General features: G+C 51.1%; 17 protein-coding genes and 1 pseudogene. 13 read left to right on the top strand and 5 right to left on the bottom strand.

Annotated elements, in window-relative coordinates:
• The coding region (locus A7K61_RS31755; RefSeq protein WP_139129549.1) for a transposase domain-containing protein at window positions 1–209 on the top strand (209 nt) is incomplete at its 5' end.
• 38 nt (window positions 210–247) lie between these two features.
• Here A7K61_RS31755 and A7K61_RS25140 read toward each other — a convergent pair.
• Window positions 248–1210 carry an arsenic resistance protein gene (locus A7K61_RS25140; protein WP_024073360.1) on the bottom strand — a complete coding sequence of 321 codons (963 nt, stop codon included), beginning with the start codon at window positions 1208–1210 and terminating at the stop codon, window positions 248–250.
• A gap of 93 nt (window positions 1211–1303) precedes the next feature.
• On the opposite strand from A7K61_RS25140, the gene A7K61_RS31750 reads away from it, so the two are divergent.
• The 4 genes from A7K61_RS31750 to A7K61_RS31745 all read left to right on the top strand — a co-directional run bounded on the left by A7K61_RS31750 (window position 1304) and on the right by A7K61_RS31745 (window position 5554).
• Window positions 1304–1738: a helix-turn-helix domain-containing protein gene (locus A7K61_RS31750; protein WP_024073361.1), complete on the top strand. Its 435-nt coding sequence runs from the start codon at window positions 1304–1306 to the stop codon at window positions 1736–1738.
• 265 nt (window positions 1739–2003) lie between these two features.
• Window positions 2004–2135 (top strand): hypothetical protein, encoded by a 132-nt coding sequence (locus tag A7K61_RS33920; protein WP_024073362.1) that lies wholly within the window; start codon window positions 2004–2006, stop codon window positions 2133–2135.
• 514 nt (window positions 2136–2649) lie between these two features.
• Complete coding sequence (locus A7K61_RS25130) at window positions 2650–5109, top strand: heavy metal translocating P-type ATPase (RefSeq protein WP_024073364.1); 2460 nt, start codon at window positions 2650–2652, stop codon at window positions 5107–5109.
• Window positions 5110–5155: 46 nt separating this feature from the next.
• Window positions 5156–5554: a zf-TFIIB domain-containing protein gene (locus A7K61_RS31745; protein WP_073844972.1), complete on the top strand. Its 399-nt coding sequence runs from the start codon at window positions 5156–5158 to the stop codon at window positions 5552–5554.
• A gap of 124 nt (window positions 5555–5678) precedes the next feature.
• Here A7K61_RS31745 and A7K61_RS33915 read toward each other — a convergent pair whose 3' ends face one another.
• The gene (locus A7K61_RS33915; RefSeq protein WP_181125140.1) at window positions 5679–5960 is read right to left on the bottom strand and encodes a DUF411 domain-containing protein; all 282 of its coding nucleotides are present in this window, start codon (window positions 5958–5960) and stop codon (window positions 5679–5681) included.
• Window positions 5961–6193: 233 nt separating this feature from the next.
• Between A7K61_RS33915 and A7K61_RS31740 the strand changes: the two are divergent.
• Window positions 6194–7038: pseudogene (locus A7K61_RS31740) on the top strand (IS66 family transposase); the annotation flags it as partial.
• A 761-nt stretch (window positions 7039–7799) separates the two neighbouring features.
• On the opposite strand, the gene A7K61_RS25110 reads toward A7K61_RS31740, so the two are convergent.
• A complete protein-coding gene (locus A7K61_RS25110) occupies window positions 7800–8474 on the bottom strand; it encodes a heavy metal response regulator transcription factor (protein ID WP_019818115.1) in 675 nt (224 codons plus the stop codon).
• A gap of 495 nt (window positions 8475–8969) precedes the next feature.
• Window positions 8970–10313: an OprD family porin gene (locus tag A7K61_RS25105; RefSeq protein WP_024073368.1), complete on the bottom strand. Its 1344-nt coding sequence runs from the start codon at window positions 10311–10313 to the stop codon at window positions 8970–8972.
• A 392-nt stretch (window positions 10314–10705) separates the two neighbouring features.
• Here A7K61_RS25105 and A7K61_RS25100 point away from each other — a divergent pair, with 392 nt between their 5' ends.
• The 7 genes from A7K61_RS25100 to A7K61_RS25070 all read left to right on the top strand — a co-directional run bounded on the left by A7K61_RS25100 (window position 10706) and on the right by A7K61_RS25070 (window position 20534).
• Window positions 10706–11977, top strand: a complete 1272-nt coding sequence (locus A7K61_RS25100) for a TolC family protein (protein ID WP_131672237.1) — start codon at window positions 10706–10708, stop codon at window positions 11975–11977.
• Window positions 11978–12044: 67 nt separating this feature from the next.
• A complete protein-coding gene (locus tag A7K61_RS25095; protein ID WP_024073370.1) occupies window positions 12045–13289 on the top strand; it encodes an efflux RND transporter periplasmic adaptor subunit in 1245 nt (414 codons plus the stop codon).
• Window positions 13290–13313: 24 nt separating this feature from the next.
• The gene (locus tag A7K61_RS25090) at window positions 13314–16466 is read left to right on the top strand and encodes a CusA/CzcA family heavy metal efflux RND transporter (protein WP_024073371.1); all 3153 of its coding nucleotides are present in this window, start codon (window positions 13314–13316) and stop codon (window positions 16464–16466) included.
• A 149-nt stretch (window positions 16467–16615) separates the two neighbouring features.
• Entirely contained in the window at window positions 16616–16942 is a 327-nt protein-coding gene (locus tag A7K61_RS25085; protein WP_019818112.1) for a DUF2790 domain-containing protein, read from the top strand.
• 790 nt (window positions 16943–17732) lie between these two features.
• Entirely contained in the window at window positions 17733–18152 is a 420-nt protein-coding gene (locus tag A7K61_RS25080; protein WP_024073372.1) for a GtrA family protein, read from the top strand.
• The gene (locus A7K61_RS25075) at window positions 18118–19101 is read left to right on the top strand and encodes a glycosyltransferase family 2 protein (protein ID WP_024073373.1); all 984 of its coding nucleotides are present in this window, start codon (window positions 18118–18120) and stop codon (window positions 19099–19101) included. Before A7K61_RS25080 ends, A7K61_RS25075 begins: the two co-directional genes overlap by 35 nt.
• Window positions 19095–20534, top strand: a complete 1440-nt coding sequence (locus tag A7K61_RS25070; protein ID WP_019818109.1) for a glycosyltransferase family 39 protein — start codon at window positions 19095–19097, stop codon at window positions 20532–20534. The genes A7K61_RS25075 and A7K61_RS25070 overlap by 7 nt, the downstream gene beginning before the upstream one ends.
• A gap of 187 nt (window positions 20535–20721) precedes the next feature.
• Here A7K61_RS25070 and A7K61_RS25065 read toward each other — a convergent pair whose 3' ends face one another.
• Window positions 20722–20952, bottom strand: a complete 231-nt coding sequence (locus A7K61_RS25065) for a hypothetical protein (protein ID WP_019818108.1) — start codon at window positions 20950–20952, stop codon at window positions 20722–20724.
• Window positions 20953–21375 lie beyond the last annotated feature (423 nt).

Here is a 21375-nt window from a genome sequence, read left to right as displayed (position 1 = left end):
GGCCATGGGCTCTTGGGCGCAAGAACTGGCTCTTCGCCGGGTCGCTACGCAGCGGAAAACGGGCTGCGGCGATCATGAGCTTGATCCAGTCAGCGCGGCTGAATGGCCATGATCCGTACGCCTATCTAAAGGATGTTCTCACGCGCCTGCCGACGCGGCGCGCGAGTGAGATTAACAAGCTGCTGCCGCACAGGTGGGCACCTGTTTAATCGCGCAGGGTGTTTTGTGCTTATGTCTTCCCTGGCATCTACATTTTGCGCCACACCAAAGCAGGAATTGCTCGGATGTAAATTAGTTCGCTGACCAACTCAATCAGCGTTTGAGTAATCACTGCTGCCGCAGCGAGCCCTCTGATTTCCTCGGGCAAGGCCAATGCCAATGGTAGAACTACCAATGAGTTTCGTGTCGAACTGCTGAAAGCGACAGATCTTGCCGTGCTAGCCGGTAACTTAAACGCCCGAGCCACCAGCGCACCCACCACGGGTGCCAAGAGCATGAAACCAATGTAGACGGGAATAACAGGCAGCAGCTTGTCCATGTCTCTGACCACCGTTGAAATCTGAGAGCCGATCACTACGACCAATACAGCCGCCATAGCTGGCACAGGCATCCAAGCCCATACATTGTTCCAGCCCTCAACGATGCGTGACCCCTTTGCCCCGGCAGCTGTTGCTACTGCCAAGACCAAGGGTAAAGCGATCAGCACTACGAAGGCCTCAACAAATGGGCCGACCGATATAACCACCGCCGAGTCATCACTCACCATGAAGGCTAGATAGAGGGGTAGTAGCACAAGCTGAAGCACGAGTAGTAATGGTGTTGCCGCCAGAGTCAGTTTGGAGTCGCCCTTACCGATATGGGTAAACACAACAACATAATCGATACAAGGCGTCAGCAAGACCAATAGTGCGCCCACCAAAATCGCCGGGTGGTCGGCTAGGCCCATCGTCAACGCCCAAACCAACAGGGGGATGGCGACGAAATTGGCGGTCAGCAGCGCGGTCATGAAACGCTTGTTTGCAAGCCCTTTGCGAAGATCCAAGAATGGGATCTGCAGAAACATGGCGTACATCAGCACAGCGATGGCTGGTGTCACCAACGCACCTAACGCTTGAGAGGCATCAGGTGCGAGCAGGCCCCCGATAGCCGCGACAATGACCGCGACGAAGTAAACGGGAATCTGGTTCTTCTCTAGCTGTTCTCTGTCCACGGAATGCCCTTAAAACGCGTGAAATCATTTTTCGATTGAGCAGGTTAATATCTGTAGCTACTACAGGTTCAAGAAAATGCTTGGGGAGTTTGGATGTCAGGAATCGGAGCGCTGTCGAAATCAACGGGTTGCCACATTGAAACGATTCGCTACTACGAGAAAATAGGCCTTCTCCCTCCGGCCCTACGGTCGACAGGGCGGCATCGAATCTATACCGAAAAGCATCGGTCACGACTCATCTTCATCAGGCAGAATCGTGAACTGGGCTTTCCACTCGACGATATCCGCGAACTCATTGCGCTCGCGGCAGATGCTGATCGTCCGTGTGCTGATGCGTTGTCGGTGGTCAAGAAGCACTTGGCAGAAGTGGAATCTAAGGTAGCTAAGCTCCTGCAGATCCGGATAGAGCTGCTCTCAATGGCAGGCACGTGTGAGTCAAGATGCCTAGGCTCGAACACTCCAGACTGTACGATTATTGAGTCACTGTTCGAACCCGCTGCTGGGGCTCGCTCTGGTTGCTGCTCCTAGACGAGTCAAGAGCATAGGGGAGCAAGCTGCCATTGAAACCGAATAGCGCGATAGTCTCGACAGGGTCTTTCGAGCGTCCGTCTACACCAAACGGGCTGGTGCAAGATGTGTTCGGCAGACGCTTACTAAAGTGGTGCGCCACTGCTGGCATAAAAATATCAAGCTATAGTGTTTGGGGCCCTCAATCTCGTGACCGTACTGAGCGAACGCTTACACGGCAGACGTTTGCCAGGGCATATACCTATCAACTGAAGGAGCAAGTTCTATGGCCATCAAACCTGGGCCCAAGCCAATTGCCGAATCAACCGGCAAGACAGACCAGCGTCGCCGTGTAACCCCCGAGAACAAGCCTAAGCATCCCGACCTGGACGTGCATAAGCACAAGAAGGGTGATTGATGAGACCCCGCCAGACATGGCGGGGTTTTATTCTCGGTTAGCAGGTGTCACCGGATTTCCAGTGGGCATCTCCTAATTAATGCCGAAAAGCTTGTAGTAGGGTTGTTGAGGAGGACATGCTGGTGCGACTGTGTCGAGGAGCTTTCTGGATATTTCTACCCTTAACCCTGTCGGCTACCGATGGTAATGAGCGCTTAGAGAGGTCTACAGCCGACACATGCCAATGGCGTCGAAAACCATCATGGCGGATTTCTCCAAACGTTTACTCGTAGGCTTCACAACGCGATTGACGACTTGCTCGATATGCATGACTCCCAGGGTGAAAGCTGAGTGGGCATTTGAGGTGCTGACCAACCTGGCTGATGCATCGCAGCATGCAGCTATCAGGCGCTCGCACTGAGGGACGTAGACTCGAGCGGCGCCCTCGGCCCAGTCGAAATTTCAAACTCATTGCTTGACACTGTAGCTACTACAGGCTGTTCAATGACGCCATATCCTTATTGGTAGATGCGTCATGAGCCAGGAAAACCCGTCGAAAGCCAAATTGCACCTCGTGCCGAAGTCGGACGATTGCTGTTCTGCTGACCCCCGCGAGACCTTCGCCAAACAGGTTCATTCTCGTGCACATCATGTTGAGCATGGGCCTGATCACGCCGAGAGCTTGGGCAGAACGGGATCGCATGCGTGCGGTTCGAAGGATTCTCAGCCTTGTGGAGCCAAGTCCACCGACCATAATCAAGACCATAGCGCACACGATCATGGCACTTCAGCTCAAGCCCATTCCGATGCCGACCATTGCTGTTTGAGCAAAGTGGATTCCGCAGGGGCGGTGACTTCACATTCGGCCATGGCTGAGCCAGAAGGCACGACCCTGGTTCGGTATCGCATTGATAAGATGGATTGCCCTACCGAAGAGCGGCTAATTCGTAATCGCTTAGAGCCGATGCCTGGCATCGCACGACTTGATTTCAATCTGTTGGATCGTGAGCTGACAGTGCATCATCGCTTGGATGATCCGAAGGCGATAGTCATCGCTTTGACCGCGCTGGATATGGGGCCCAATCTCATCGAGGCCGGCGCAACCCCGAATGCCATTTCACCTGCTCTGACGACGCGCTTGAAAGGGCTGCTGGCGGTCAGCGGTCTAGCTGCCATCGCCGCTGAAGTGATCGCTTGGACGACCGGACAGGAGGGTTCTTTGCCTGTAATGTCCTTGGCTGCGCTGTCCATTCTTACTGCTGGTCTACCAACTCTGAAGAAGGGGTGGATCGCTGTAAAGAACTTCACATTGAACATCTACTTCTTGATGTCTTTGGCTGTCTTGGGTGCCATGGTGATTGGCAAGTGGCCGGAAGCCGCGATGGTGGTTTTCCTTTTCGCTATTGCCGAAGCCATCGAAGCACTCTCACTTGAGCGAGCGCGTAACGCGATTAAATCGCTGACTGCATTAGCTCCTGAGACTGCGGAAGTCATGACCGAAGCTGGCTGGAAAGAACACCCGGTTGAGAATGTCGTTCTCGGCAGCCGTATTCGTGTTCGCACAGGGTCGCGGGTACCGCTGGATGCGAGGGTGGAATCTGGTCGTGCTGCTCTCGACCAAGCCCCTATCACTGGTGAAAGCTTGCCAGTAGATAAGGCAGAGGGGGATCCGCTATATGCTGGCAGTATCGTGACAGACGGCGTCGTGGAGGCGACTGTCACGGCAGTCGCTGGCGAAAGTACGCTCGCTCGTATTGCTGCCGCGATTCAGGATGCGCAGTCTCAGCGGGCGCCGACGCAGAGGTTCGTTGACCAGTTCGCACGGTATTACACCCCAGCCGTAGTGGCGGTGGCATTTCTTGTTGCCGTTTTAGGCCCAGTGCTGCTTGGTGGTACGTGGGGTGAATGGTTGTATGAGGCCCTGGTGTTGTTGGTCATCGCGTGTCCTTGTGCCTTGGTCGTCTCAACGCCTGTCACTGTTGTGAGTGGTCTTGCCGCAGCCGCACGGCATGGAATCTTGATCAAGGGTGGTGCCTACCTGGAAAGCGGGCGCCTGCTGAAGGTGGTTGCTCTGGATAAAACAGGCACGTTGACTCAGGGCAAGCCAGTTCTGACTGACTCAGATATATTCAGTGACTTGTCTATCGAGAAGGCAACTTTGATTGCTGCGAGTCTTGATGAGCAAAGTACCCACCCAGTAGCGAAAGCATTGGTCAATGGGTGGAAATCGCAGCAGCCTGGCGCTGTGGCTCTGCCTGTCAGTGACTTCAGTGTGCTAAATGGCCGAGGCGTGAAAGGCACGATCGACGGTCATCTTTGGCATCTAGGCAACCATCGTTTGGTTGAGGAGTTGGGCGTGTGTTCTTCGGAGCTGGAGGCCAGACTTTCACGGCTTGAGGAAACTGGCAAAACGGTGATCGTGCTATGCGGCAATAGCGGCCCCGCCGCGATATTCGCGGTCGCAGACACAGTCCGACCGGAGAGTGTTGAAGCTGTGGCTGCTTTGAAGGCTTTGAACGTGGTTCCAGTAATGCTGACTGGGGATAATCCTGCGACGGCGAGGTCGATCGCTGAGCAATTGGGCATCGAGGATGCCCGTGGAAATCTGATGCCAGAGGACAAGCAGACTGCAGTCGCTGAACTCAAACGCAGATATGGCGCCGTTGGGATGGTTGGTGACGGCGTTAATGACGCCCCCGCCTTAGCGCAATCCGATATAGGTTTCGCAATGGGAGCCGCAGGGACAGCGACAGCTCTCGAAACAGCTGACGTTGCGATCATGGACGACGACCCTCGAAAAATCGCGTACTTTATCAGCCTGAGTCGCCGATCCGCCTCGGTTCTAAAGCAAAACATCATTTTGGCTCTGGGCATAAAAGTTGTCTTCTTGGCGTTGGCTCTCTCTGGTTTCGCGACATTGTGGATGGCCGTTTTCGCCGACATGGGGGCGAGCTTGCTCGTCGTATTCAATGGCTTGCGGCTGCTGCGTCGGTGAAATGGCTGCTGCGTTTTATATAGCTCATTCGCTGGAGGAGAGAACCATGCACTGCCCAGTTTGCAAAGAAGTACTGTTGGTAATGTCGGAACGTCAAAACGTTGAAATCGACTATTGCCCGCAATGTCGAGGTGTTTGGCTTGACCGGGGAGAACTCGACAAGATCATCGAGCGTAGCCAGCAGGAAGAACAAGAAGCTCGTTTTCTTCCACAGAGCGTATCTCAGTCGCTGCAAGGTACACCTCCGTCTGAACCTGTGTATGCCCAGCCGTCTTCTGGCCACCATGACAACAAACGCGGCACTAAGCACGGCCACTCCGCGCCGCAGCCTGGTCACGGTGGTGGTTGGCGGGACGGATATCAGAACGGCCATCAGAATCAGTCGAGGCATCAGGAAGAGCAGGTTTATCATAAGAAATCGTTTTTACGGGAAATTTTCGACTAATATTTGCTTGGATACAGCGATCCGCTAATCAGACTCCAGCCGGAAGATTTGATCAGCCGGCTGTAGCTTTTTCGAAACCCGGTATCCGGTATTCAACCAGTTTAGTAGAGCGGTTCCTCAGCCACTAGCGGGCCCGAAAATCCTGTAAAACCGTCTCTCCCCTTGACTTGCTCATCCCAATTACCGGGTAGGCGCTGCGTCGGTCACCTGACTCCATTCCGAGCGATCCCACGGGCATACCGAAGGCAGCTATTCCGTCCAGATTGGCTCGTCGACTTAGTTCAGCAATTTGTGTGACCGGAACATGGCCTTCGACGAATTTCCCACTTACAACTCCCGTGTGGCACGACGCCAGATTTACGGGTACGCCGAGCTTCTCGTTCATATCGCTAATGTTGTTTTCCATATAGTCGACCACTCCTTCAGATAAGCGATCCACCTGGTCCAGCAGTCACAGTTAGGGGCTTTGTAGACGGCAATTGATTACGCTGCCTGTAACAATGAGGCTGCATTTAGCGTTGCAACGAGTGCAATGACTTGAACGGTCTTTTTGAATGAATTCATGGCTGATGCTACTTAACGAAGAGAAAGAGAGGAGGAGTTAGCGTGCATAGCCTCACCGACGGTGGCCAGATGGCCGTGACTGGGGTTCAGTTCCAGCCGCTGGTTGATGCGCTGCGCGACGTGGTTCTCGGGCAGCAGATTATTCAAGCCGATGAGACACCTGTGCAAATGCTCATGCCGGGAACTAAGAAAACCCACAGTTCTTATATTTGGTCCTATGCCACCAGCCAGTTCTCGGACGCGGCAGCGGTGGTTCACGACTTCAGCCCTAGCCGCGCCGGAGAACACGCTCGCAACTTCCTGAATGACTGGAAGGACAAGCTGGTCTGCGATGATTGTGTCGGTTACAAAGCCAGCTTCGAACTAGACGTGACCGAGATCGGGTGAATGGCTCATGCGCAACGTAATTTCTTTGAGCTGCACGCTAAGAATAAAAGCACGCTTGCGGAGCAAGCTCTGCGTTATATCCAGTTGTTGTACGAAATTGAAAGCGAAGTCGCGATCTGGGGCCGGATTTACGACTCCGAATACGGCAAGAAAAAGCTGTACGGGTGATGAATATGCTGCACGCCAGGTTGATTGCCTAGCGTGACCTCGTGCCTGAAGTCTCAGCCATCAGCAGAGCACTCGATTACAGTCTCGAACGCTGGGCAGCGCTGTCGCGCTACCTCGATGACGGGGCTGTACCCATAGACAATAACTGGGCAGAGAACCAGATCCGATCATAGGGCCTTGGGCGCAAGAACTGGCTCTTTGCAGGGGCCTTACGCAGCGGAAAACGTGCGGCAGCGATCATGAGTCTGATCCAGTCTGCGCGCCTGAATGGTCATGATCCGTATGCATATCTGAAGGATGCTCTCACGCGGCTGCCGACGCAGCGGGCGAGTGAAATCGATCAGTTGCTGCCGCAATCTTTTTAATCACGCAAGGCGTGATGCCCGGACGCTTATGGCGATACTCAAGCTAATGCAAAAGTTCTGACGATTGAGCAAGTGTGACGGCTTAACCCGACGGCAAGGGGAGGTGTCGAATATCGTCAACCATCAACGCAAAACGCCGTAATCGTTTCAATATGTAGCTTTCACTGTAGAGTTTAAAAGCGTTATGCAATGAGCTTGCAAGGTATCTAGAGAGCCGGAGTGATTCACTTGCTCGCCTTCAGAGATCATAGAGTATGCGACCTTTAAGTCACGACCGTATTGTCCACTCCATGGCATGCTTAGGCTTCATGCCCCGGTAGATTTATCATATCCACACGCAACTACATGGATATGTGCGCCGTGGCACCGTCACGTAGTTCGTCTCACCAGATTATGAGAGTATCAACTGATAAAAATCCACGTTCCTTGAACTACACTTTATCATCGGCAACTACGTTACTCACAAATACCTAAAGTGAAAGCGGGTCTGAACGCTTCCACATACATTGGACACTGAAATCCAGCTTGTGGATAAGCATTATCGAGCGCTGTTTCGGGGGGGTATGGTGTTTTTTCGCACCACGGTTTTGGACCGGTAGGCGAGTTGAAAGCTTCGATTAGCAAGTTTTTTGCGCGCCGAAATGTATATCCGACGCGGTAGGCCAGAAGCGCCAAGTGAAAGACAAACTTGGATGAAACCTGAAGTGCCCGTGAGTCGGCGAAATCACAGGAGCGTATGTGATTGCTTCAAGAACAGCACGCTAGCGTTTTTCTAGAACATATCCTACGCCTCTGAGTGTATGTATCAGTTTGTTTTCAAAAGGATCATCCATCTTGGCTCTTAATCTTCTAATTGAAACTTCTACAACATTTGTATCGCAGTCGAAATTCATGTCCCATACCTGAGATATGATCTGTGTACGACTCAGGACAATTCCCGTATTTCTCATTAAATAGTGCAGAAGTGCGAATTCCTTCGTTGTTAAGTCGATACGCTGACCGTCTCTAAACGCCCTATGACGGCTTTGATCCAGCTCCAGATCGGCTACGCGAATGATCTCAACAGATGCTGGATTATCAGACCTGCGCATCAGTGCGCGAACTCGAGCAAGCAGTTCCGGGAATTCAAAAGGCTTAATTAGGTAATCATCTGCACCATTCTCTAGTCCTCTGATTTTATCAACCAAGCGACTTCGAGCAGTAAGCATCATAATTCTACAAAGACAATTGTTTCTTCGCAACAATTCAAGTACCTGCCACCCATCCATCTCCGGCAGGTTGATATCTAGGATGATTAACTCGTACATATGTTGTTTGGCCAGAAAAAGCCCGTCGTATCCGGTATGTACGCAATCCACGATATAACCGCTCTCCGTAAGGCCTTGGCGCACATATTCGGCAGTTTTTACTTCGTCCTCAATTACCAGAATTCGCATTGGATTTTGTCTCGATATGACTGAGCTGTTTTAACTACGCGAATGCGCTGTCATCATTGGCAGGAATGATAATTCAAAACCACTTGGGTGGGGGCTAAATAACGTACTTGTAATCAGTGAGCAATACACTTGATAACATCGCGATATATTATATCGTGGCTCGGACCAACCAGTTGCGGGTTATTTCTCTACTGCTGAATTGACCTTATGAAATGTTGGGTTGTTTTTTTTATTATGGCCATTTTATTCCGTGCAGATGAGGGCGATTTTTCTCATGCTGAAGAAGGCGGTCACTGGTGCAGTCATGAACTCCATCGGGACGCGGTGCGCGTACTCGAAGATTTACTCGAATTTTAGGTAAAAAAAAGCGCCCCAGGGGGGCGCAAAATATTCACCTTTTACCAAAGGAGCATTTAAGCAACTCAAGGTGAATTCTTTAAGCTCGCTATTTTTGTTTTAGGCGAGTCACATGAATAAATCGATCTTGTTTAGGGCTCACAGTATCGAAAGTGGATATTCAACGATCAGGCGTACTTCATCCAAGTCCGATTCGAATGCAGTGGCACGAGTATTTGCTTGACGTAATCGCAAGGAAAGATCTTTCGCCGCACCTGTTTGTACGACGTATTTGACTTCAATATCACGCTCCCAACGTTTTTGATTCGTGAGCGGATCGCCGTTACCATCAGTGCGCATATAGAATTGATTGGCGTTCGAATAGTCTGCACCAGAACCTCTGGCATAACGAGTCATGAACGATAGCCCCGGAATACCGTAGCTGGTCATGTTCAAGTCGTAGCGCAGCATCCAAGAGCGTTCCTTCGGTGAGTTGAAGTCGCTGTACTGTATTGAGTTGTCAACGAAGATTGAGTCTGATTGACGAAGGTAGTCGAAGTCGTCATCGCCATTGTTTCGCTGATGAGACAGTGCAAGAGTATGCGCACCGTACCGGACGCCGAGCTTGGCGCTCCATATATTGTTGTCGAATTCGCCCAGGCGCTTCTTGCCTTCATCTACAGCTTTGTAGTAGTTGAATCCGCCGATAAGCGTCAAATCATCGCTGAGTGGGTAAGTGAGGCTGCTACCGGCATAGTATTGATTCCAAACATCCTTCAATTGGCTGGCGTAAAGGCTCACCGTGATGTTGTCGTTGACTTGGTAATCACCGCCGCCGTACCCAATCCAAGGCGAGTTGACCGGGCCGGCATAAAATGTGGCAAAGTTATCGTTCAAGTTGCTGGAACCAGGCTGGCTCATCGCATGCAGTCGACCACCCTGCAAGGTTAGGCCTTGAATGCTACTATTTTCGACCGTCACGCCGCGGAAACTTTCAGGGAGTAAGCGAGAATCTCCCGATGCCACGACGGGTGTTGCGGGGAAAACATCTCCAACCTTTACGACAGTATCAAACAGCCGAAACTTCGCTGCTCCACCCACCTTAGTGTATTCATCACGTGCTTCGCCGTCACCGTTAACAGGCAGCACGTCAAAGCTGCTACGGCCACCGTTGCGCCCGCCACCAGTATCAAGCTTGATGCCAATCATTGCAAACGCATCTATACCAAAGCCCACAGTGCCCTGCGTAAAACCAGAGTTGAATTTAGTGATTATCGCATGTGCCCAAGCTTCGGAATAACCGTTGGTATTGCCTTTGCCGCTGTTGAAAGTCGGCGCAGATGCATCACGATTATCACGATTGAAATAGAAGTTGCGGTTTAGAACAGTAAGGCTGCTACCTTCAATAAAACCTTCTGGTTTACCTTCCGCTTGTGCCGTGAGGGCATAGCTTCCAGAAAAAGCTGAAACCGCAGCCAAATACAAAGTTACTTTGTGTCTCATGCGATGCTCCTTTGATTACGGCAGTTTTTATTATGATTTACCTACGCGGGTATAGTCTGTTGTTTTGGCCCGGTGGAGCACTTAGAATAGCGCCTGGGTCATATTTGCAGATCAAAGATAACGAGTCGGTGACGGGGTGATTACAATTCTGTTATCAGGTATTTCCACCGTTGCAGGGCTTCCAGAATCTTTTTCACTAAATCCCTGCGTTTCGCCTGAAAGCTTTCTATTTCGACTATCCCCCCAGGGTTTCTAACGAAATTGTAATTTTATAGCCACCCCTCTGATAGTGATCGCTGATTAGAGTGCCATCACCTGATCCAGAGGAGCTTGGCAGCTGTTTAGGCGTTCTCGCCAAGCTTTATCAAAGTTTGTGCATGAGGACTATCAAAGTGCCCTGGTATAATCACATTGCTTTATCTAAAACCCCCATCTTTCCTTTGAAAGTCTTTGTGTTCTGTATGGTCTTGTCTGGATTGTGGGTGCCTGCCGCATTTGCCCAGAGTCTCAGTCTGGCTGAAGCGCTTTCGACGGCAATAGACGCTAACCCCGATCTTGCAGCAGCACGTCAAGAGATCGGAATCTCTGAAGGAGTGCGCAAGCAGGCTGGACTCATCCCCAATCCTGAAATTTCTTATCAAGTAGAAGACACCCGTCGTAATACCAGCACGACGACTGTCGCGCTTAGTCAGCCGTTAGAGTTGGGTGGCAAGCGACGTGCTCGTGTCGAGGTTGCAACCTACGGTCAAAGCGTCGCGCAGTTAGAGCTGGACCGTCGAGTCAATAGCCTTCGTGCAGATGTTGTTCAATCTTACTACGCTGCTTTGAGAGCTCAGACCGGCTTGAATCTGGCAAAACAATCATTGGAGCTCACCGAACGCGGTCTGCGCATCGTCGATGGACGGGTGCGTGCCGGTAAGTCCTCGCCGGTGGAAGCCACGCGCGCTCAGGTGCAACTGGCTGAAGCCAAGTTACAGGTAAGGCGCGCTGAAACCTTGAAGTCAACGGCTTACCAGCAATTGGCCCAGTTAATAGGCAGTTCGGTCACTGCATTTGATCGTCTTGACTCGCCAGACCTATCTCCCGGCAAGCCGCCGCAAGCTACAGAATTACTGGCGAAGCTCGATCAAACCGCAGATATGCGTCAAGCGCTTGCTCAAATAGATAAGAGCGATGCCTCACTAGGCGCGGAAAAGGCGCAGCGCATCCCGAATCTCACCGTGAGTGTTGGTAGCCAATACGACCGCTCTATTCGCGAGAGGGTCAATGTCGTGGGGCTGTCGATGCCTTTACCGCTGTTTGATCGCAATCAGGGCAACATTCTTTCCGCTTCTCGCCGCGCAGATCAGGCCCGAGACCAGCGAAACGCTGTTGAGCTCAGGCTACGTTCCGAAACTCAAACCGCAGTGAATCAGTGGGCTACCGCCATGCAGGAGGTCGAGTCCTATGACAAGACGATCCTGCCTTCAGCTCAACAGGCCGTGGATACCGCAACTCGTGGATTTGAGATGGGCAAATTCGGTTTCATCGAAGTGCTGGATGCTCAGCGCACCTTGATAGTTGCTCGTGGCCAGTACCTCGACTCTTTGGCGGCTGCGACCAATGCGCGTGCTCAAGTGGAAAGGGTGTATGGCGACGTCGGCTTGACTGCCAATACGCGCTGAACAGGCCAGGCATTTTCCTTGTATGCGTCTTTGAATAAGCCGGTACCTAAGATCAGCAGGAGTAGCAATGGATAACAAACGCAAGATCGCGCTCGCGGTAATCGCTGTGGCAGTCCTCGGATTTGGCAGTTTCGCCTGGAACTCCAGTTCCGAGCAGCCTCCAGTCAGTAAGGCCGAACATGGCACTGAAGATGGCCATGAGAGAACTGCTGTAGCACCTGCTAAAGACGGGGGGGATGAAGGTCACGGTGAGGAAGGCCACAGCGAAAATGCCAATGAGGAAGAGGGCAAGATGACGCTTAGCGCCGAGCAGATTGAGGCTGCGGGCGTCGTTCTGGAAGCAGCTGCTCCCCGTGAGATTAGCACTATTGTGACTTTTCCTGGCGAAATACGGTTTGATGAGGACCACACCGCACATGTGGTACCTCGCGTTCCTGGAGTTGTTGAAAGCGTTCAGGCGAACCTGGGCGAGTCGGTCAAGAAGGGCCAAGTCCTTGCGGTGATTGCCAGTCAACAGATCTCGGATATGCGCAGTGAGCAACAAGCTGCACAGCGACGTGTTGAGTTGGCACGCTTGACTTTTGACCGCGAGAAGCAGTTGTGGCAGGACAAAATCTCCGCCGAGCAAGATTACCTTCAGGCGCGACAAGCTTTGCAAGAAGCTGAAATATCACTGGCCAACGCTAAGCAAAAGGTCGGAGCAATCGGCGCTTCGGTCAATTCTGCAGGCGGTAACCGCTATGAACTGCGTGCGCCTTTCGACGCAGTTGTAGTGGAAAAGCACCTGACCGTCGGTGAGGTGGTCAGCGAGGCAACCAATGCTTTCATCCTGTCCGATCTTAATCAGGTGTGGGCAACTTTCGCGGTTCCTCCTGGCGATCTCGGAAAGGTCGTGACTGGCCGCTCGGTAAAGGTTTCTTCTCCTGACATGAAGGCTGAGGTCGAGGGCAAGGTGGGTTACGTAGGCAGCCTTTTGGGCGAGCAGAATCGTGCAGCGCCCGTCCGTGTCACTCTGACCAATCCCAATGGGGCCTGGCGACCGGGGCTGTTCGTGAGCATCGCAGTCACGTCACAAACTGATCAAGTTGCTGTAGCTGTTCCAGAGTCAGCGGTGCAGACCGTCGAGGAAAAAACTGCAGTTTTCGTGAGGACCACTGAGGGCTTCGACACTCGCAGGGTAACTCTAGGTCGCCGTGCCGGTGGCTATGTGGAAATAACCGAAGGCCTCCAATCGGGTGCCCAAGTGGCAACCAGTGGCAGCTTCACGCTCAAGTCTGAGCTTGGCAAAGCGTCTGCCGAGCATGGCCACTGATGCGAATTTACAGGATGATTTCTTATGTTTGAACGTATCATCAGATTCGCCATTGAGCAGCGCATCGTAGTAATGATCGCAGTTCTAATCATGGCCGGTATAGGTATCTACAGCTACCAAAAACTGCCCATTGATGCGGTGCCTGATATCACAAACGTCCAGGTGCAGATTAACACTGGCGCCCCTGGTTACTCGCCGTTGGAAACCGAACAGCGGATCACGTTTCCAGTTGAAACGGCCATGGCCGGTCTTCCGGGCCTTCAGCAAACCCGATCCCTATCTCGCTCCGGCTTGTCACAGGTCACCGTGATCTTCAAAGACGGTACTGACATCTTTTTTGCCCGCCAACTCATTAACGAGCGTTTGCAGGTTGCAAAGGAACAGTTGCCAGATGGGGTCGAGGCCGTCATGGGGCCTGTATCCACCGGGCTTGGTGAAATCTTCCTGTGGACCGTTGAAGCGGAAGATGGCGCACTCAAAGAAGATGGTACTCCTTACACTCCCACCGACCTGCGAGTGATCCAGGATTGGATTATCAAGCCGCAGCTGCGCAACGTCCCTGGTGTTGCCGAGATCAACACCATCGGTGGCTTCGCCAAGCAGTTTCTGATTGCGCCGGACCCGAAGCGGTTGGCTACCTACAAGCTGACACTTAATGACCTGGTAGTTGCATTGGAAAGCAACAACGCCAACGTGGGCGCCGGTTACATCGAGCGTAATGGTGAGCAGTTGCTCATTCGTGCGCCGGGTCAGGTAAGCAATATCGAAGATATTGCCAACATCGTAATTACCAGTGTAGATGGCACGCCGATTCGCATCAGCAACGTTGCTGAAGTCAGCATCGGTAAAGAACTGCGAACGGGGGCTGCTACTGAGAATGGTCGCGAAGTAGTACTCGGTACCGTATTTATGCTGATTGGTGAAAATAGTCGTACAGTGTCCCAAGCTGTGGCCACCAAATTGACCGACATCAACCGCACCCTGCCGAAGGGCGTGGTTGCTGTGACCGTTTATGACCGTACCAACTTGGTTGAAAAAGCCATTGCGACGGTGAAGAAGAACTTGGTGGAAGGCGCGATTCTGGTAATTGCTATTCTCTTCCTGTTCCTCGGCAACATCCGCGCAGCACTGATCACCGCAATGGTGATCCCGCTGTCCATGCTATTTACCTTCACAGGTATGTTCAACAACAAGGTTAGTGCAAACCTAATGAGTTTGGGAGCACTCGACTTTGGCATTATTGTAGATGGTGCCGTGGTTATAGTAGAAAACGCGATCCGCCGACTGGCTCATGCGCAACACAAGCATGGTCGCATACTCACCAAAGCAGAACGCTTCCATGAAGTCTTTGCCGCTGCAGGTGAAGCTCGCCGGCCACTGATATTTGGCCAGTTGATCATCATGGTAGTGTATCTGCCGATCTTCGCCCTAACCGGCGTCGAAGGAAAAATGTTCCACCCCATGGCATTCACTGTCGTAATGGCGCTGCTGGGGGCAATGATTCTTTCCGTAACCTTTGTTCCTGCTGCTATCGCCATGTTCATCACTGGCAAGGTCAAGGAAGAGGAGGGCGTGGTAATGCGCACCGCCCGACAGCGCTATGAGCCGATACTGCAATGGGTTCTTGGGCACCGGAACATTGCGTTCTCGGCTGCAGTAGCTCTGGTCGTACTTAGCGGTATACTTGCAAGTCGTATGGGTAGCGAGTTCATTCCCAGCCTTAGTGAGGGCGACTTTGCGATGCAGGCTATGCGAGTGCCCGGAACGAGCCTTACTCAGTCCGTCGAGATGCAACAGCGCCTGGAGAAAGCGGTAATAGCGCAGGTCCCAGAAGTAGAGCGGATGTTCGCACGCTCGGGTACTGCAGAAATCGCATCTGATCCAATGCCGCCTAACGCCTCTGACGCCTACATAATGCTTAAGCCTCAGGATCAGTGGCCAAATCCCAATAAGCCTCGTGATGAGCTGATCGCTGAGGTGCAGAAAGCCGCAGCAGGTGTCCCGGGAAGCAACTATGAGTTGTCCCAGCCGATCCAGTTGCGTTTCAACGAGCTGATTTCGGGCGTGCGTAGTGACGTTGCGGTGAAAGTTTTTGGCGATGACATGGACGCGCTCAACAGCACCGCCAACAAAATCGCGGCATCGCTTAAAGCGGTACCGGGCTCATCGGAGGTCAAGGTTGAGCAGACTTCCGGCCTTCCTGTGTTAACCATCAACATCGACCGCGAAAAAGCAGCACGCTACGGTTTGAACATCGCGGATGTGCAAAACTCAATTGCTATTGCTGTGGGTGGCCGCCAGGCAGGTACATTGTATGAGGGCGATCGTCGGTTCGATATGGTGGTGCGACTGCCTGAGACCGTGCGCACTGACGTAGCGGGTATGTCCAGCTTGCTGATTCCTGTGCCTGCTAATGTTGCTCAGGATGCTAATCAGATAGGGTTCATTCCTCTGTCCCAAGTCGCTAATCTTGACTTGCAGTTGGGCCCGAACCAGATCAGCCGCGAAAATGGGAAACGGCTGGTAGTAGTTAGTGCAAACGTTCGAGGCCGTGACCTAGGCTCGTTCGTTGAAGAAGCGACTAAGTCGCTGGCTACTGTGCAGATCCCAGCAGGCTACTGGACTACCTGGGGTGGCCAGTTTGAGCAGTTGCAATCAGCAGCCAAGCGTCTGCAGATCGTTGTTCCAGTCGCATTGCTTCTGGTCATGACACTGCTGTTCCTGATGTTCAACAACTTGAAGGATGGCATGCTGGTCTTCACCGGAATTCCATTCGCACTCACCGGCGGTGTAGTTGCACTGTGGTTGCGGGATATCCCGCTGTCTATCTCGGCGGGAGTTGGCTTCATTGCGCTGTCCGGTGTGGCAGTTCTAAACGGCCTGGTTATGATTTCTTTTATCCGCGGGCTGCGGGAGGAAGGACGTACCCTCCGGCAAGCGGTAGATGAAGGCGCGTTGACACGGTTAAGGCCCGTTCTGATGACAGCCCTAGTCGCATCCCTCGGATTTATCCCGATGGCTCTCGCAACAGGTACCGGTGCTGAAGTTCAGCGGCCACTGGCGACAGTGGTGATTGGCGGGATTCTTTCGTCTACCGTGCTTACTCTGTTGGTGCTTCCTGCTCTGTATCAATGGGCACACCGCAAAGATGATGATGGTGATGAAGCGGGTAGCTGATAGCCCATAACAGAAGCCCACAGCAACGTTGTGGGCTTTTCATTCTGGATATTGTTGTCACCTTTCAAAATTGTAAGTTTACCGTCATGCCGGTGATGCCTGTGAGTTGATAAGGTTACTCCCAATAAGATTGATATTGAGAGGACCTTATGAAAAAGCTTATCATTGCGGCAGCCCTAGCTGTTTTGCCTATAGTTTCACAAGCTACTACGTTTTCCGAAAAGAAGCAGTTGCAATATATTCAGGAACATCAGAACGCCGTGGCTAGCTATGCGGCGAAAAATAATAAGCCAATACCAGAGATTCAGGACTACAAGTATGGAATGAAGATTGATGTTGCAAAATTTGTGCGTCAGTCCCAGGATCCCCGTACTTGCGAGGTGTATCAACGGTTGATGACCTACGAAGACTCGCGGGGTGAGCTTAATACGATTCGTTATTCTTTGTTTTCCCAATGTGTCAACAACAAAAATTGAATGCATCGATAGGATTTTTAGAGGCCATAGAAAAACGCCAGGCGATGCCTGGCGTTTTTCTATGGTCCTTGACATGTTTTAACCAAAGATTGTCAGTCCTTGCCCCCCTCCCCAAAAGTAAGTCAAGTCCAGCTAAAAAATTTAGGCCGGCGAATTTGCACTCAGAAGCAGCGAATTTTGAAAAAAACTGATTTCTGTGACATCCAGGCAAAGCATGAGCACTGACTCAGTCGAAGTGCGGCTTGATAAGGGTGTTTATTGGAAAGTTTATAATTGGCTCGGGGCTTAGGCTTACTTAAAGACTTAACTCCGGATAATTGCTTTAGGTGAGTCCTCAGGCTTTGAACGAAAAACGAAAGTCGATGGTGTGGCAGCAAGTTCTGGGTCGTACTAGCTTGCTACCCAACCAAAAATAAACACTGAATATATGGGCTTAGCTCGACGACACGTACGTTTAGCAGGTTGCTTCTTGTTTAAACTGATGGGCGCTCGTGAGAAAATGGATCACTGGTTGGTAAGTTGATACTTAATTGGTGTAATTATTGGTGTCGTTACTGGTTTTCATGTTTTGAGAAAGTGCTTAATTGTCCAAGATCTAAAGTGCCATCATGTATATGCTCTTATCAGAATTGTAATCTCTGGATCATGCTAGAGTTATTTGTTCAGTTTATTATTAGGGTTTTTTGGTGTTTGTTGGGTGGCACAGCTATTGTCGAGGTGCTGCATCATTTAGTTCTGAAATTACATGCAGTTCACTTTTTTTTCACTTCGGGTTGTTTAGTCTTTGTAGATGGAAAATACAAGCATGTCGATCATAGCTTTGCTTATTCGTTATCTAGGCATTGGATTCGTAGCAACCGGGGGGCACTATTTTGTATTTCTCCTGCTTATTGTAAATGGAGTTACTGATCCAGTGTTAGCCAGCGTTGGCGGAGGCGTGATAGGCGCTATTATTAGCTATATTGGTAATAGAAGGCTCAGTTTCGTGGCGACGGGAATTTATAAGCTTCAACCTATCAGGTTTGTACTTGTCTCGTTGGCAACTAATATCGGTAATGGTGTAGGTATGTGGGTTCTGATTAAATTCAATCTCTCACCGCTTGTCTCTCAGATTTTAGTGACTTTAACCCTAACTGCGCTCGGATTCACTGCGCATCGTTTCTGGACATTCAATCATGCGGACATCACATCGGCTTTCCGAACGCGCTGACCCCTTGTTAACAATAGTGGTTCCTTGCTTTCAAGAAGAGCAAACCATTCCGGAATTTCACAAGCGCATCACCAGAGTTGTAAAGCGCCTGCCTGTTTCGTGCGAGATTCTCTATGTCGACGATGGTAGTAGCGATCAAACTGCAGACCTACTTCGACACTATCAAGATGGATCAAATGTACGATGCCTGTTCCTAAGTCGGAACTTCGGAAAAGAGGCTGCGTTAAGTGCAGGGATCGACCATGCACGCGGTAGCGCATTGATCTTCATTGATGTCGACCTTCAGGATCCACCTGAACTCATCTCGAGTATGGTATATCATTGGCAGATGGGTTACGACGTTGTGAACATGCAACGCGACTTGCGAACTGGCGACTCCTGGCTAAAACGCACGAGTGCACGTAGCTATTACTGGATCATGCAGCGCCTGGTGGAGAAAGTTGATCTTCCGGTGGATGTCAGTGACTTCCGTCTGATTGGTCCTGCTCCATTGGCCGCCTTAAGAGCGCTGGACGAACGCTCCAGAATTCTTAAGGGTTTGATCGGCTGGGTAGGCTTTCGCACCATTGAGTTACCCTACAATCGCACTTCCCGTCATGCCGGCAATACCAAGTGGAACGCCGCTAGCCTGCTGGACCTAGCCATCGAAAGTATTCTCAGCTTCTCCCGCAAGCCGCTTCGTATATTCAGTCTCATTAGCTTCAGTTTCTTTGTCTCCAGCATCTGCTACCTGCTCGCAGTACTGGTAGCAGGCTCCTTTGACATCCATCACCTGCTTGTCGGAATTGCTTCATTCATGTGCGTGGGTGTTGCACTGGTGGGCGAGTACGTAGGCGTAACGCTCGCGGAGGTCAAACGCCGCCCCCTTTATTTTCTAAATAGTAATAATGAAGCGCGACCCATGACTATTCATCCTCCGGCTTCCTCACTCGAGGGTAAGAAATGCTGAATTTGAAAAGCGAGCGAACATTGTGGTTCATCCTGAGTTCGATTCTGCTTTTGCGTCTCCTGGGGCTGGGCGTATATCCCCTGATGGATACCTCTGAAGCACGCTACGCTGAAATGGCACGCAAGATGGTTGAACTGAGTGACTGGGTGACTCCGATGTTCGATTACGGAGTTCCATTTTGGGGCAAGCCACCGCTGTCTTTCTGGACCCAAGCGGCGAGCATGACGGTATTCGGCACCAATGAGTTTGCTGCTCGATTCCCAGCCTGGTTTCTCCACTTGGCAAGCTGCTTCATCATCATCAGGCTCGCGACACAGGAGGTATCGCGCAAGGCGGGCATTTGGGCAGCCATCATCTTTTCCGGCACGGCGCTGGGCTTGGTGTCCAGTGGTGTTGTGCTGACTGACCCCGTTTTATCGTTCTCGATCCTGTTGGCCAGCTATGGTTTCTGGCGTTGGATGAAGTGCGCAGGCAAAGGGGATGCCTACCTTATGTTCTTAGCTCTCGGCTTGGGCCTGCTTGCTAAAGGGCCACTGACCTTGGTACTGATGGGCGCGCCAGCATTTTTTTGGATCGTCATCTACAAGCAATGGAATCGGGTATTGAGGCTTCCTTGGGTAACGGGGATTGCTCTCATGTTAGGTATATCAGTGCCTTGGTACATTGCAGCCGAAATGAAGACGCCGGGTTTCCTTGAGTATTTTTTTGTCGGCGAGCACTGGAGCCGATATGTTGTAAGTGATTGGGCCGGGGATCTCTACGGGAGTGCTCACGCCAAGCCCTACGGCACCATATGGATTCAGCTTGGCTTAGCGTTGCTTCCTTGGACTTTCTTTCTACCCCTCGTTATTAGCAGGCGTGGGACGATGCAGCGCTTCGATGTATACCTTTGGCTTTGGGCATTGGCGACACCTGTTTTCTTTACTTTCTCTGGTAACATTCTCTGGACCTATCTTCTTCCTGCTCTGCCTGCATGGACGCTACTCCTTGCCGAATGTATCAGCGAAGTGGGCAGAAAGACTGCTTGGGCTGCTGCAGCGAGCGCTCTGATGCTGCCAGTCGCGGGCGCCGGTATTATCTATAACGGTGTGCTTGAGGATCGTCCTCAGAACCAGCGAGATTTAGTGCAGGCCTGGCTGGATGTGCAGTCGTCTCAATCGGGCCCCCTGATTTATCCTGGCCGCCGCTCGTATTCGTCGGAGTTTTATAGCCGGGGAATGTCCAAAAGCATCAAAGATCCTGACAAGTGGCCTCGCGACAGATCGTTCTACCTTTCCAGGCGTTTGCGCGACAGCGATTCTGATCTACCTGTAGACGTTGGTTGCAAAATAATCACTGAAACGAACGCGAGCCAACTGCTTCTATGCCGCTGGAAGGACACTGCACAGGATGGTGAAAATATTCTAGGAGATAGTGCTACTGGCTCCCGTTGAAAGTAAGAGCCCGGCGAAGAGAGTATTTAAATTTCTAGCTGCTTTTCAGTTTAAAGTGAATAATCCATCTCAGGATTTATCTTTGATGCTGAAAAATTATTTAATAAGTACAATTAGGGAGAGGTTGCTAAAAAGCCAGATATTAATCTGGCTTTTTGTCGATGGCTTTGATCGTGTTAATTGTTTTTTACTGTCTCTTAGTTGTCGACTTGCTGCTAATGCCCTTAGGTTCTTTCTGTTTTTCTTGAGCAATTTTCTGCTTACTTTTCTCCGATACATCAGGACCCCATAGACGAGCTTGCTCGGCTCGGAAGTTATCTTTGAAATTTTTGGTTCGCTCGAAACCGTCTTCAGCAAAAGCGGAACTCATAAATCCAGTCAGTACGATACCAATAGAGAGGAGTTTTATGAATTTCATTGTGCCCTCGATGTTTACTAGGTCTGCTTAACTAGCAGCCTTTGTGGTTTGATAGTTTAGGATTTTGAAGCTAACAGCAGGGTGAGGGAATCATTACAATTTCGTAATTTATGCGTTTGGTGAAACGGTATAAATTTTGTGTTTGTGAAAGCTCCGAAGCAGGCTATTTTTCTTTCATAACCTTTAATGTGATATCTAAGCCATTGATGTTTTTGGATTTTTTGCCACTAGTGGAAGCTAGCCATAAACGATCTAAAGACTGTGTAGCAGCGATTGGATATTTTTGTTTACGCATCGAAGCTAACGGCTAGATTAGCTGGCATCTCAAATGCGGCGCCGTTGGCGGTTAGTCAAACTGGCTGTCGAATTTTTTTGACTCCGTCTGTGGTTCACTCAGAGGGGCGTGAAAGAGTTTAAGGCGGG

The organism is Pseudomonas sp. AP42 (assembly GCF_001728935.1).
In the GTDB taxonomy this organism is placed as follows: Bacteria; Pseudomonadota; Gammaproteobacteria; order Pseudomonadales; family Pseudomonadaceae; genus Aquipseudomonas; species Aquipseudomonas lactis.
Note: the sequence above shows the minus strand (reverse complement) of the source record. Positions and strands in the feature narration are given on the sequence as shown.